Source organism: Aeromicrobium stalagmiti (assembly GCF_013283745.1).
In the GTDB taxonomy this organism is placed as follows: domain Bacteria; phylum Actinomycetota; class Actinomycetes; order Propionibacteriales; family Nocardioidaceae; genus Aeromicrobium; species Aeromicrobium stalagmiti.
This window is the reverse complement of the sequence record NZ_JABSTZ010000002.1, coordinates 347,194-360,145: the sequence shown is the minus strand read 5'-3', so window position 1 is coordinate 360,145 and position 12,952 is coordinate 347,194. Positions and strand designations below refer to the sequence as shown.

Annotated in this window: 14 protein-coding genes; 8 read left to right on the top strand and 6 right to left on the bottom strand. The window is 71.1% G+C overall.

Annotated elements, in window-relative coordinates; translation table 11 throughout:
• Window positions 1-32 precede the first annotated feature (32 nt).
• Together HQK15_RS10775 and dapA are read right to left on the bottom strand one after the other, a co-directional pair.
• On the bottom strand, window positions 33-1,712 hold the full coding sequence (locus HQK15_RS10775) for a ribonuclease J (protein WP_302477579.1): 1,680 nt from the start codon (window positions 1,710-1,712) through the stop codon (window positions 33-35).
• A gap of 11 nt (window positions 1,713-1,723) precedes the next feature.
• Window positions 1,724-2,638, bottom strand: coding sequence for a 4-hydroxy-tetrahydrodipicolinate synthase (gene dapA / locus HQK15_RS10770; RefSeq protein WP_173491462.1), 915 nt, complete (start codon window positions 2,636-2,638; stop codon window positions 1,724-1,726).
• A gap of 54 nt (window positions 2,639-2,692) precedes the next feature.
• On the opposite strand from dapA, the gene HQK15_RS10765 reads away from it, so the two are divergent.
• Together HQK15_RS10765 and HQK15_RS10760 are read left to right on the top strand one after the other, a co-directional pair.
• Window positions 2,693-3,478: a thioesterase family protein gene (locus HQK15_RS10765; RefSeq protein WP_173491461.1), complete on the top strand. Its 786-nt coding sequence runs from the start codon at window positions 2,693-2,695 to the stop codon at window positions 3,476-3,478.
• Window positions 3,479-3,682: 204 nt separating this feature from the next.
• Window positions 3,683-4,591 carry an endonuclease domain-containing protein gene (locus HQK15_RS10760; RefSeq protein WP_173491460.1) on the top strand — a complete coding sequence of 303 codons (909 nt, stop codon included), beginning with the start codon at window positions 3,683-3,685 and terminating at the stop codon, window positions 4,589-4,591.
• A gap of 100 nt (window positions 4,592-4,691) precedes the next feature.
• Here HQK15_RS10760 and HQK15_RS10755 read toward each other — a convergent pair whose 3' ends face one another.
• Together HQK15_RS10755 and HQK15_RS10750 are read right to left on the bottom strand one after the other, a co-directional pair.
• Complete coding sequence (locus HQK15_RS10755; RefSeq protein ID WP_173491459.1) at window positions 4,692-5,180, bottom strand: dihydrofolate reductase; 489 nt, start codon at window positions 5,178-5,180, stop codon at window positions 4,692-4,694.
• Window positions 5,177-5,971: a thymidylate synthase gene (locus tag HQK15_RS10750; RefSeq protein WP_173491458.1), complete on the bottom strand. Its 795-nt coding sequence runs from the start codon at window positions 5,969-5,971 to the stop codon at window positions 5,177-5,179. The genes HQK15_RS10755 and HQK15_RS10750 overlap by 4 nt, the downstream gene beginning before the upstream one ends.
• A 50-nt stretch (window positions 5,972-6,021) precedes the next feature.
• Here HQK15_RS10750 and HQK15_RS10745 point away from each other — a divergent pair, with 50 nt between their 5' ends.
• From HQK15_RS10745 to HQK15_RS10725, 5 genes are all read left to right on the top strand, one after another.
• Window positions 6,022-6,522 (top strand): hypothetical protein, encoded by a 501-nt coding sequence (locus tag HQK15_RS10745; RefSeq protein WP_173491457.1) that lies wholly within the window; start codon window positions 6,022-6,024, stop codon window positions 6,520-6,522.
• Window positions 6,523-6,779: 257 nt separating this feature from the next.
• Entirely contained in the window at window positions 6,780-7,424 is a 645-nt protein-coding gene (locus HQK15_RS10740; protein ID WP_173491456.1) for an SPFH domain-containing protein, read from the top strand.
• Window positions 7,421-7,957, top strand: coding sequence for a GNAT family N-acetyltransferase (locus HQK15_RS10735; protein ID WP_173491455.1), 537 nt, complete (start codon window positions 7,421-7,423; stop codon window positions 7,955-7,957). The genes HQK15_RS10740 and HQK15_RS10735 overlap by 4 nt, the downstream gene beginning before the upstream one ends.
• Window positions 7,954-8,625 (top strand): AzlC family ABC transporter permease, encoded by a 672-nt coding sequence (locus HQK15_RS10730; protein ID WP_173491454.1) that lies wholly within the window; start codon window positions 7,954-7,956, stop codon window positions 8,623-8,625. Before HQK15_RS10735 ends, HQK15_RS10730 begins: the two co-directional genes overlap by 4 nt.
• Window positions 8,622-8,927: an AzlD domain-containing protein gene (locus tag HQK15_RS10725; RefSeq protein ID WP_173491453.1), complete on the top strand. Its 306-nt coding sequence runs from the start codon at window positions 8,622-8,624 to the stop codon at window positions 8,925-8,927. The genes HQK15_RS10730 and HQK15_RS10725 overlap by 4 nt, the downstream gene beginning before the upstream one ends.
• Window positions 8,928-9,052: 125 nt before the next feature.
• On the opposite strand, the gene dapB is transcribed toward HQK15_RS10725, so the two are convergent.
• On the bottom strand, window positions 9,053-9,796 hold the full coding sequence (gene dapB, locus HQK15_RS10720) for a 4-hydroxy-tetrahydrodipicolinate reductase (protein ID WP_173491452.1): 744 nt from the start codon (window positions 9,794-9,796) through the stop codon (window positions 9,053-9,055).
• Window positions 9,797-9,801: 5 nt separating this feature from the next.
• On the bottom strand, window positions 9,802-11,004 hold the full coding sequence (kynU, locus tag HQK15_RS10715) for a kynureninase (RefSeq protein WP_173491451.1): 1,203 nt from the start codon (window positions 11,002-11,004) through the stop codon (window positions 9,802-9,804).
• 39 nt (window positions 11,005-11,043) lie between these two features.
• On the opposite strand from kynU, the gene HQK15_RS10710 reads away from it, so the two are divergent.
• Window positions 11,044-12,933, top strand: a complete 1,890-nt coding sequence (locus tag HQK15_RS10710; protein ID WP_173491450.1) for a neutral/alkaline non-lysosomal ceramidase N-terminal domain-containing protein — start codon at window positions 11,044-11,046, stop codon at window positions 12,931-12,933.
• Window positions 12,934-12,952 lie beyond the last annotated feature (19 nt).

The window sequence follows — 12,952 nt, the reverse complement described above, 5'->3', positions numbered from 1 at the left end:
GGGGAGGGCCGGCGTGCTGGACAGGACGGGCCTCAGGCCTCGATGACGACCGGGAGGATCATCGGACGGCGACGCAGGCGACGGCCGACGAACGAGCCCAGCACGCGGCGGATGACCTGCTGCAGCTGGCGGTTGTCGCGGGTGCCGTCGGACAGGGCGTCCTCGAGGGCGGCCACGATCTTGGGCACGATCTCGTCGAACGCCGAGTCGTCCTCGGCGATGCCGCGGGCGTGGATCTCGGGGCCGGAGAGGATCTTGCCCGTGGCCGAGTCGATGACGACGACGACCGAGACGAAGCCCTCCTCGGCCAGCACGCGCCGGTCCTTGAGCTCGGAGTCGGTCAGGTCGCCGACCGACGAGCCGTCGACGTAGACGTAGCCGACGTCGACCGCACCGGTGATCGAGGCGTGTCCGTCGACCAGGTCGATGACGTAGCCGTCCTCGGCCAGCAGCACGTTGGGGACGCCCGTGGCCGTGGCCAGCTTGGCGTTGGCGTGCAGGTGCCTGATCTCGCCGTGCACCGGCAGCACGTTGCTGGGCTGGACGATGTTGTAGCAGTAGAGCAGCTCGCCGGCCGACGCGTGGCCCGAGACGTGCACCAGGGCGTTGCCCTTGTGGACGACGTTGGCGCCGAGCTTGGTGAGCCCGTCGATGACGCGGTAGATCGCGTTCTCGTTGCCGGGGATCAGCGACGAGGCCATGAGCACCGTGTCGCCCGGCTCGAGGCTGACCTGCTGGTGGCTGTTGTTGGCCATGCGCGAGAGGGCTGCCATCGGCTCGCCCTGCGAGCCCGTCGACATCAGCACCATCTTGTGCGGCGGGGCCGCGTCGATCTTGTCGACGACGACGCCGTCGGGGACGTGCAGGTAGCCGAGCTCACGGGCGATCTGCATGTTGCGGACCATCGAGCGTCCGACGTAGGCGACCTTGCGGTCGTGCTTGACCGCGGCGTCGATGACCTGCTGCACGCGGTGGATGTGCGAGGCGAACGAGGCGACGATGATGCGCTTGGTGCTGCTGGCGAAGACCGCGTCGATCGCCGGCGTGATGTTGCGCTCGGACGTCGTGAAGCCCGGGACCTCGGCGTTGGTCGAGTCGGTCAGGAAGAGGTCGACCCCCTCCTCGCCGAGCCGGGCGAACGCCCGCAGGTCGGTGATGCGGCCGTCGAGCGGCAGCTGGTCCATCTTGAAGTCGCCGGTGTGCAGCGCGACGCCCGCGGGGGTCTTGATCGCGACGGCCAGCGCGTCGGGGATCGAGTGGTTGACCGCCACGAACTCGAGCTCGAACGGCCCGAGGTCCATGATGTCGCCCTCGGAGACCTCGTACTTGGGGGCGTCCTTGAGCTTGTGCTCCTTGAGCTTGGGGTCGAGGAACGCCAGCGTCAGCTTGGACCCGATGACGGGGATGTTGCCACGCTCGCGCAGCAGGTAGGGCACGCCACCGATGTGGTCCTCGTGGCCGTGCGTCAGGACGATGCCGACGACGTCCTTGAGGCGGTCACGGATGGGTCCGAAGTCGGGCAGGATCAGGTCGACGCCGGGCTGGGTCTCCTCGGGGAAGAGGACGCCGCAGTCGACGATGACGATCTTGCCGCCGTACTCGAACGAGGTCATGTTGCGACCGATCTCGCCGAGTCCGCCGAGCGGGATGACTCGCAGGGCGCCGTCGGGAAGGGCGGGAGGAGCGTCGAGCTCCAGGTGCATGTGGCTCATGTGGGCAGTGCCTAGCTTTCGAGAAGGCCTGATGCGACGAGGCCGTCGCGAACGATCGCGACCTCTTCCTCGGTCGCAGCAGGCAGAGGGGCACGCATCGTGCGGTGGTCGAGCACGCCGAGCAGCTGCAGGGCAGCCTTGGAGGTGATCGCGCCTTGCGTGTGGTTCATCATCGCCCGAACGGCGGGCTGAAGTCTGGTGTTGATGGCTCGTGCGGTGGCGAGGTCGCCGGCGTCGACCGCCGCGACCATCTCGGCGTACGGACGGCCCGCCGCGTGGGCGACGACGCTGACGATGCCGCTGGCGCCCATCGCGAGCCACGGCAGGTTGAGCGTGTCGTCGCCGGAGTAGATGCGGATGCCGGTCTCGTTCATGAGCCAGACGCCGCGGTCGAGGTCGCCGGTGGCGTCCTTCATCGCGACGATCTGCGGGGTGTCGGCCAGCGCGACGTAGGTCTCGTCGGCGATCGCGATGCCGCTGCGGCCCGGGATGTCGTAGAGCATGACCGGGGTGTCGTCTCCGGCCCGCGCGACCTCGGTGAAGTGGGCGAGCAGGCCCGACTGCGGGGGCTTGCTGTAGTAGGGGGTCACGATCAGCGTGCCGTGGGCGCCGGCCTTCTTGGCCTGCTGCGCGAGCTCGACGGAGTGACGCGTGTCGTTGGTGCCGACCCCGGCCACGATCGACGCGCGGTCGCCGACGGCCTCGAGCACGGCGGCGAGCAGGCGTCCGTCCTCGTCGACGGTCGTCGTGGGCGCCTCGCCCGTGGTGCCGCTGACGACGAGACCGTCGTTGCCCTGGTCGACCAGGTGGGAGGCGACCTTCTGGGCAGCATCGAGGTCGAGCTCACCCTCACGGGTGAACGGCGTGACCATGGCGGTCAGCACACGCCCGAAGGGCGCAGCCTCGGAGGCGAGGGGCGACGTCATACCCCCGAGGCTACCGCTTCTCGACCTGTCGGCGACGACCGGCAGGATGGAGCCGTGAACGAGGACATCTACGAGATCGACACCGCCTCGGTGTCGCGCGGCGACGGCACCCGCGACCTGACCCTGACCGACCGCTGGAACACCCCGCTCGGCAAGCCCAACGGCGGCTACATCCTGGCTGCGATGCTGCGCGGTCTCGGCGACGAGCTCGGCGCCGGCGATCCCCTCGTCGCCTCGATCAGCTATCTCGCCTCGCCCGAGACCGGCGCCGCCGAGCTGCGCACCAGGGCGCTGCGCAGGGGACGTCGGGTGCAGACCGGCACGGCGTCGCTCTGGGAGGGCGAGCGCCACGTCGCCGAGATGACCGCGAGCTTCGGCGACCGGGGCGACGGCGTCAGCCGCGAGCTGGGCACGCCGCCCGACCTGCGCCCGCCCGGCGAGTGCATCGACCCGCGCGGCAAGGGCACGCCCGAGGGCGGCCTGTTCGACCGCGTCGACTACCGCATCGACCAGGTGCCGGGCTTCTTCCTCGGCACGCCGAGCGGCGACCCGACGCTCATGGTGTGGCAGCGGCTCCGCGACGGCCGGGCGATCGACTTCCCGGCGCTCGCCTTCCTCTGCGACGCCTACGTGCCGCCGGTCGTCGAGCTCGGCGACGGCTTCAACTCCATGACCGTGCAGCTCACGGTGCACCTGCACCGCCTGCCCAGCCCCGGCTGGATCGCGACCCGCCTGACGACCCGGCACGTCGTCAACGGCTTCCACGAGGAGGACTGCGAGCTGTGGGACGAGGACGGCAACCTGCTGGCCCAGAGCCGCCAGCTCGGCATCCTCCTCTGACCCCCTCCCCCAAAAATGTGCGATTCTGCCCGCCCCTTGCCCCAAAGTGTGCGAGATCGCCCCGCTCCCGGTGACAAATCGGTGCAGACGCGCACAGTTTCGTGCTGGGGGGACGGCCTCCACAGGCGGTTGACGGACTGATCGTCGTCCACAGACGGCTGCTCGGCGGTGGTCGGGGCGTCCCTGCTCCCGTGTCGTGGAGCCATGACCCGACCTCCGCTGCCGTCCGACCGCCCGTTCACGCTCGCGTGGGCCGCGAGCCGTGGCTACACCCGGCGCATGCTGCAGGGCAGACGCTTCCAGATGCTGCTGCCCACCGTGTATGCCTCGGCAGACCTCGAGCTGACGCGCAGGCTCATGATCGAGGCAGCCCTGCTGGCCACTCCGGACCACTGCGTCGCGAGCCACCAGAGCGCCCTCGCGCTCTACGGCATCGATGTCGGCGACGACCTGCTGCCCCACGTGTCGACGGCACGGCAGGAGCCGTTGCGCATCCGGGGCGTCACGACGCATCGGCTCGCCGCCGTCAAGAGCAGGGACGTCGACGGCTGGCGTGCGCTGTCGCCTGAGCTGGCCCTCTCGACGGCGGCCACGCAGCTCTCCCTGGTCGATCTCGTGATCGCGGTCGACAGCTCATACCAGCGCAGGCTCGTCACGCCAGGTCGCCTCGACCACTTCCTGCACCACCACCACGGCGCCGGCGTTCGCAAGGCTCGCCGCGCGCTGCACCTGGCCAGTGACCGGGCCGAGTCACCCCGCGAGACGTACGTGCGCCTCATGCTCGAGCTCGCGGGACTGCCGCCGCTGGAGTGCAACGTCTCGTACGGCGACGAGGACGGGGTCATTGCTCGCATCGACCTGTCGTGGAGCCGCTGGAAGATCGCGATCGAGTACGACGGACGCCAGCACGGCCTCAGCCTCGCCCAGCGGGAGCGGGACGTGCGCCGGCGCGAGCAGATGGAGCGACTCGGGTGGGTCTTCATCGTCGTCACCGCCGCTCAGCTGGCCCGGCCGCGCGACATCGTCCTGCGGGTGCGGGCGGTGCTCGAGTCACGTCAGGGGTGGGCGCCGGTCCCGCGCTTCGACGACGAGTGGCGCGCCCTGTTCGAGTGACCACGGCCAAAGTGTGCGAGTCTGCCCCGTTCTCGCGTTCGCGGTGGTGCACTCACGCACAGTTCTGCGGGGACGCGGTGCTGAATCGCACAGTTTTGGGTCAGGTGGGGTCGTGGGGAAGGCGGTCGTAGGTGGCGATGTCGTAGCCGTCGTGCGCCTCGCGGGACGTCTCGGTCCATGCCTTCCAGTCGACGTCGGGGAACCAGGCGTCACCGTCGGGCGACTGGTGCACGTGGGTGACGACCATGCGGTCGACCAAGCCGGCACCCAGCGCCTCGGCATAGACCTGGGCGCCGCCGACCAGGAAGACGTCGTCGTCGAGCTCCGCGGCCCGGGCCAGGGCCGCCGCGAGATCGCCGGCGACCTCGACACCGTCGGCGTTCCACGTGGGGTCACGGGTCAGCACGATCGAGGTGCGCCCGGGCAACGGACGTCCGATCGACTCGAACGTCGTGCGGCCCATCACCAGGGGGTGGCCCATCGTGAGCGCCTTGAAGTGGGCGAGGTCACCGGTCGGCGGCCACGGCAGGTCGCCGTCGCGCCCGATGACGCCGTTGTGCCCGATCGCGACCACGATCGTGCAGGTCATACCGCGATCGGAGCCTTGATCAGCGGGTGGGGGTCGTAGCCCGTGACCTTAATCGAGTCGAGCGTGAAGTCGTCGATCGAGGTGACCGACGGGTCGAGCCACAGCTCGGGCAGGGCCCGCGGCTCACGCGTGAGCTGCTCGCGGGCCTGGTCGAGGTGGTTGACGTAGAGGTGGGCGTCGCCGAGCGTGTGGACGAAGTCGCCGACCTCGAGGCCCACCACCTGCGCGACCATGTGGGTCAGCAGCGCGTAGGAGGCGATGTTGAACGGCACGCCGAGGAACACGTCGGCCGACCGCTGGTACATCTGGCAGGAGAGCTTGCCGTCGGCGACGTAGAACTGGAAGAACGCGTGGCACGGCATGAGCGCCATCGCGTCGAGGTCGGCGACGTTCCACGCGCTGACGACGTGACGGCGCGAGTCGGGGTTGGTCCGGATCTGCTCGATGACCTGGGCGAGCTGGTCGATGTGCCGGCCGTCGGGCGCGGGCCACGACCGCCACTGGTAGCCGTAGACCGGGCCGAGGTCGCCGTTGTCGTCGGCCCACTCGTCCCAGATCGACACCCCGTTGTCGCGGAGGTACTGCGTGTTGGTGTCGCCCTTGATGAACCACAACAGCTCGGCCACGACCGACTTGAGGTGGATCTTCTTGGTCGTCACCAGGGGGAACCCCTCGGACAGGTCGAAGCGCATCTGGTGACCGAACACGCTGCGTGTGCCGGTGCCGGTGCGGTCGCCCTTCGCGACCCCGTCGTCGAGGATTCGTTGGACGAGATCGAGGTAGGCCCGCATGTCGGCAGACTATCAACGGCCCCCCACAGATCGTGTGCGAAACTCGGTCCATGGCGAGTGAAGAGTTCGAGGCGACCCCCGAGGAGGTCCGCCGGTTCGCTCTCCTGCAGATCGTCCTGACCGGTGGCTTCCTGGTCTTGCTGTTCTTCATGCTGGGCGGCACCGACGCCGACTACCCGCCGGCGTGGCTGTCGGTGCTCCTCGTCGTCCTCGTCGGCGTCGGCGCGTTCCTGTCCGAACGCGTCTGGCTGTCGGCCGCTCCCCTGCCGTCCGACCTCACCGCCGACGAGCAGCGCCGCCGCGCGATCGGCATCTTCGCCGGCCAGACGGTCCGCAAGCTGATCTTCTGCGAGGCTCCGCTCCTGCTCGCGGTCGTGGTGACGTTCGTCAGCGGCCACGGCGGCTGGCCCCTCGTCATCGCGGGCTTCCCCGGCATGCTGGCCCTCACGTGGCAGGTCTGGCCGAGCCTGCGCAACACCTCGATGACAGCGGCGATGCTCGACTCCCAGGGCGCCGAGTCGCAGCTGGTGGAGAGCTTCCTCGACACGTGACAGACTGACCGTCCGCGGATCAGTGGGCCAGAGGCGGTAGCCGGACGGTTTCCACGTGTTGTACCCGCGGAACGCCGTCCCTGTGGCGGCTCTGTCTGGTAAGCCGCTTCGGCGGCCGGGGTTCGAGTCCCCATCACGCCGGTCGCAGGTCGGTGGCCCCTCGGGGCACCGTGGAACGGGCTCTGCGGGACTTCGGGTCCCCCGCCCCGACGACGGACCGACCTGCGACCGGCCCCAGCGCGAGAGAGAAGACGACGATGACGATCACGGTGATGCGGCACGAGCGGGTGGTCCACTACCGCCACGGCGCGCTGGTCGGCGTCCTCGAGCCGGGACGCCACCGCATCCGCGGTCGCGGCCACACCCTGCGGACGATCGACACGCGCGTCAGGCTGTTCGAGGTCCGTCCGCAGGAGATCCCCACCGCCGACGGCGTCACGGTCAAGGTCAGCGCCGCCGCGCAGGTGCAGGTCGCCGACCCGGTCGCCCACCTCGAGCACACCGCGGACCCCCATGCGTTCTTGTACGACGCGGTGAAGGCGTGGCTCCGTGAGACCGTCCACGCCCTGACCCTCGACGAGGTCGTCGCCGGCATCAGGGTCGACGAGACCCCGCTGTCGATCGCCGCCGCCGCGAGCGCCGCCGGCTACACCCTCACCGACTTCGGGGTGCGTGACGTCGTCGTCCCGGCCGAGATCCGCCGCGCGACCGAGGAGCTCGTCACCGCGCAGCGACAGGCCCAGGTCGCGCTCGAGCGCGCCCGCAGCGAGGTCGCCGTCCTGCGCGCCATGGCCAACAGCGCGAAGGTGCTCGAGGACCACCCGCTGCTCGCGACGCTCCGGCTCGCGGAGACCGCCGCCTCCCACGGCGGCCAGGTCATCATCGAGCGGCCGACCGCATGACCGAGGCCGGACCCGACGTCAGCGCGCGGCTCGCCTGGCCCGACGACGCCGCCGCGATCGTGCGCGTGCAGCTGGCCGCGTGGCGCGCCGACGCCGTCGTCCCGGCCGAGGAGCTCGACGCCCTCGACCCGGCCGAGCTCACCGAGCGCTGGACGGCCCTGATCACCTCGCCCAAGGACGGCCGCCTCCGGGTGCTCGTGGCCCTCGACCGCGTCGACGTGCGGGGCTTCACGCTGGTGCACCCGTCGTACGACCCCGACAGCGACCAGGTCGCCGACGGCGAGATCAGCGAGCTCGTGGTGCATCCCGACCACCAGCGTGCCGGCCACGGGTCACGACTCCTGCAGGCCGCGGTCGACACGCTCGCGGCCGACAAGTTCACCCGCGGACGCTGGTGGGTCGCGACGACCGACGACGTGCTGCGCGCCTTCGTGACCGAGTCGGGGTGGGCCCCCGACGGCGCCCACCGTGAGCTCGCGACCGACACCGGGGCCACGGTCAAGCAGATCCGGCTCCACACCACCTTGGCATGACGACCGACCGCTCGATCATCGTCGACTCCCTCGGCGTCGGGATCGCGACCGGGCTCTACGGTGTCTCGTTCGGAGCGATCTCGACGGCGTCCGGGCTCAGCGTGCTGCAGACCTGCCTCATCTCGCTGCTCGTCTTCACCGGCGCCTCGCAGTTCGCGTTCGTCGGCATCATCGCGTCGGGCGGCAACCCGCTCACCGGCGCGCTGACCGCGGTGCTGCTGGGCAGCCGCAACCTGTTCTACGGCGTGAGCATGGCGCCCAAGCTCGACCTCGATCCCGCCAGACGCCTCGCCTCGGCGCACTTCGTGATCGACGAGTCGACCGCCATGGGCGTCACCCGCACGACCACCCGTCAGGCCCGGCTGGGGTTCTACTGGACGGGCATCTCGATCTTCGTGCTCTGGAACCTGACGACGTTCCTCGGCGCCCTGGCCGGCAACGCGATCGGCGATCCCCGCACGTACGGCCTCGACGCCGCCGTGGGCGCGGCCTTCCTCGGTCTGCTGTGGCCGCGGCTGGCCACCCCGACCGGGCGGCTCGTGGCGCTGGTCGGGGCCGCGGTGGCGCTCGGGCTCGTGCCCGTCACCAGCGCGGGGCTGCCGATCATCCTCGGCGGTGGCACGGCCGTCCTGCTCGGCATGCTCTGGCGCCCGAAGGCGACGACGTGACGGCCGTCTGGGGCGGCATCGCCGTCATGGTCGTGGGCTGCTTCGCGCTGAAGTACGCCGGCCTGTCGGTGCCCGAGAGCGTCCTGCACCACCCGATGACGGTGCGCGCCGTCGAGCTGCTCCCGGCGGGGCTCCTCGGGGCGCTCATCGCGGTGCAGGTCTTCGCCGACGGGACGACGGTGCAGGTCGACGCGCGGCTGCTGGCGCTCGGCGTCGCGGCGGTGCTGCTGATGCTGCGGGTGCCGTTCCTGCCCATGGTGTTCGCCGCGGCGCTGGTCGCGGCGCTCGTCCGCCAGCTCTGACGCCGGGAGCGCGTCCTCCCCCGGCAAGCGTCATCCTCCCGAGGGAGATCTCCCTCGGGCAGATGACGTCTGCCTCGGGGCGATCGTCCGCCCCCTGCAGTTGTCGTAGGGACCGTGGTAAACCGTCAGAGGCCGAGGACGGAGTCGAGCCCCACCGTGACGCCGGAGCGCCCGCCCACGCCGCGGACGGCCGCGACGACGCCGGGCATGAACGACGTGCGGTCGTGGGAGTCGTGGCGGATCGTGAACGCCTCGCCGGCACCGCCGAACAGCACCTCCTGCGACGCCACGAAGCCGCGGGCCCGGACCGAGTGCACCGGGATGTCGCCGACCCTGGCCCCGCGGGCGCCGTCGGGGTCGGTCGTCGTCGCGTCGGGGATCGGCGCCGAGCCGGCCGCGGCACGCGCCGCCGCCATGAGCTCAGCCGTGCGCACCGCAGTGCCCGACGGGGCGTCGATCTTGTCGGGGTGGTGCATCTCGATGACCTCGATCGACTCGAAGAACGGCGCCGCCGTCTCGGCGAACCGCATCATGAGGATCGCGCCGATCGAGAAGTTGGGGACGATCAGCACGCCGGTCGACGGTGCGTCTCCGAGGGCCGACCGCACCGCGGCGATGCGGTCGTCGTCGAAGCCCGAGGTGCCGACGACGACGTCGACGCCGTGCTCGATGCACCACAGGACGTTGTCGAGGGCCACGTGCGGCTGCGTGAAGTCGAGCGCGACGTCGGCCCCGGCAGCGGTGATCAGGTCGAGCGAGTCGCCGAGGTCGATCTCGGCCACGACCTCCAGGCCGTCGGCGGCGTTGATCGCCCGCACCGACTCCGACCCCATGCGCCCCTTGGCGCCCAGCACTGCGACCCGTGTCATGCCGCTCAGCCTATCGGCGCAGCCTCCTCGACCAGGATGCGTGTCGCCGCCACCACCTCGGCGTACGACGTCGTCAGCGGCGAGAGCCCCAGCCGGATCAGGTCGGGCTCGCGGAAGTCGGGCACCACGCGCCGAGCGACGAGGCGCTCGGTGATCGCCCGCGCGTCGGGATGCCGCACCGTGACGTGGCTGCCGCGCAGGGCCGCGTCCCGCGGGGTGACGATCTCCAGCCCGGCCTCGTCGAGCAGGTCGATCGTGAAAGCGGTGAGCTGCTCCGACTTGGTGCGGATGGCCTCGACTCCGGCCTCCGCGATCAGGCGCACCCCCTCCTGCACCGCGAGGATGCCGGCGACGGACGGGGTGCCGCTCAGCATCCGGCGGATCGTCGGCGACGCCTCGTAGGTGTCGGACATCGCGAACAGGTCGGCGGCGCTCCACCACCCGGTGATGGGCTGCTCCGCCGCGGCGAGGTGCCGAGCGGCGACGTAGACGTACGCCGGTGCGCCGGGCCCGGCGTTGACGTACTTGTAGGTGCACCCGACGGCGAAGTCGACCTCGTCGGCGTCGAGCGTGATCGGCACGACGCCCGCGGAGTGGCACAAGTCCCAGATGACGACCGCGCCGGCGGCGTGCACGGCCTCGGTCAGCGCCGGGACGTCGAGCAGCGTGCCGGAGCGGTAGTCGACCTGGCTGAGGAGCACCACCGCAGTGCGGTCCCCCAGCGCCGCGGTCAGCACCTCGGTGGTGACGTTGTCGACGAGGTCGGGCTCGAGCCAGCGCACCGTCATCCCGCGGGCCCGGGCCACCGTCTCGACGAGGTAGCGATCGGTCGGGAAGTTCGTCGCGTCGATGACGATCTCGTCGCGGTCAGGACGCACCCCGGCGGCGGCGTGCAGGAGCTTGAAGATGTTGACCGACGTCGAGTCGGCGATGACGGTCTGGCCGGCTGCCGCCCCCAGCAGGGCAGCTCCCAGCTCGTCGCCGACGGTCACCGGCAGCTCGACCCAGCTCTCGGACCAGCCGCGGATCAGGCGCCCGCCCCACTCCTCGCGGACGAACGCCGTGAGACGCTCCAGGGTCGCGCGCGGAAGCCGCCCGAGCGAGTTGCCGTCGAGGTAGGCGACGAGGTCGTGGTCGATGACGAACCGTTCGCGGAAGGGTCCGAGCGGGTCGGCGGCATCGAGGGGGGCGGGGTCGCTGACAGACATCGGCTGATGCTCTCACGGATCCGCCGATAGCGTGACGCCATGGTCACTGAGGACGGGCAGCTGCTGGTCGGTCGCGGCATCGCGGACATCACCGGGGAGCCGTGGGGCGCAGGAATGATGGGCTACGGCATGCCGGACCAGCGCACGTGCGGCATCCTGACCCGCCAGTACGCTCGGGCGTTCGTGATGGACGACGGCGAGCGCCGCATCGTCTACGTCGTCGCCGACATCGCGATGTTCTTCCAGGCCACGACGGCCGGCGTCCTCGCCCGCCTCCGCGCCCTGCACGGTGACCGCTTCGGCGCCCACAACGTCGTCCTGACCGCGACCCACACGCACTGCGGGCCCGGCGGGCACGGGCACCACGTGCTCTACAACATCACGACCGCCGGGTTCCACCGCCGCACGTACGACCGGATCGTCGGTGGCGTCGTCGAGGCGATCACGCGCGCGGTCGACGACCTGCACCCCTCGACGCTCGTCCTCAACCGGGGCGAGCTGCACGACGCCAGCGCCAACCGCAGCCGGGCGGCGTTCGACCGCGACCCCGACGACGAGCGTGCGCACTTCCCGGGGGCCGTCGACCCGATGACGACGCTGCTGCGGATCGAGCGTGACGGCGCGCTCGCCGGAGCGATCAGCTGGTTCGCGGTGCACAACACCTCGATGACCAACCGCAACCGGCTGATCAGCTCCGACAACAAGGGCTGGGCGGCGTACGCCTGGGAGAGCGCGGGCCGGGCGCCCCGCACCGCGGCGGCCGAGCTCGTGACCGCGTTCGCGCAGACCAACGCCGGAGACATCTCGCCCAACCTCGACCTGCGTCCCGGCACGGGTCCCACCGACGACGAGCGCGAGAACACCCGCATCATCGGCGAACGCCAGCTCGCAGCAGCGCAGTCGCTCGCTGGGCAGCCCGGCGAGAGGCTCGAGGCCCTCGTCGACAGCCGGCTCGTGCACGTCGACATGGCCCGTCAGGTCACGCCGCGTGGCGCGACCAGCCCCGGCGTGCTCGGGGCCAGCTTCGCGGCCGGCAAGCTGACCGACGGTCCCGGATCGCCGCTGTTCGACGAGGGCAGGAACAACCCCGTCTTCGAGCGCCTCAGCCGACCGCTCTACCGGCGCTCCCCCGCCCTCGCGGCGAGCCAGGCGCCCAAGGACATGGCGATCCCCGTCGGGATGCTCCGCTGGTCGCAGGAGCGATTCCCGGTGCAGCTGGTGCGGATCGGGGGCCTCTACCTGGTGTGCCTGCCGTTCGAGGTCACGATCGTGTCGGGGCTGCGGATCCGTCGCCGGGTCGCCGAGATCGTCGGGGCCGACCTCGACCACGTGCTCTGCCAGGGATATGCCAACGGGTTCGGCCACTACGTGACGACGCCGGAGGAGTACGACGTGCAGAACTACGAGGGCGGCAGCACGATCTTCGGACGCCACGAGCTCGACGCGCTCATCGGTGCCGCCGCGGGGCTTGCCGAGGCCATGGCAGCCGGACGCCCCGTCGACCCGGGACCGCCGCCGGCTCCCCACCGGGTGCGGATCCCGACCCCGCTGGGTCATCCCGCGCTGGAGCGACAGCGCACCATCGACGTGCTGGACGCTCCGTCGCAGTCGACCGTGGGCGACACCGTGAGCGCCTCGTTCGTCGCCGACCACCCGAACGCCGAGATCCGGCCGACCTACCTGCTCGTCGAGCGACAGGCGCCCACCGGCTGGGAGGTCGTCGCCGACGACAGCTCGCTGACCACCACGATCACGTGGCGCCGCGACCGTCGACTGCACTGGACGGCCGAGGTCACGTGGACCGCCGACGACGCCGGGACGTACCGGATCACCTACGTCGGACGCACCACCGCGACGACGCCCCCGTTCCCCGTCGTCCCCGCTCCGGCGACCCCACACCCCGGGCGCGGTGGATCCTCCACCGTCTGAGACCCGTCCGGCGCTGGGA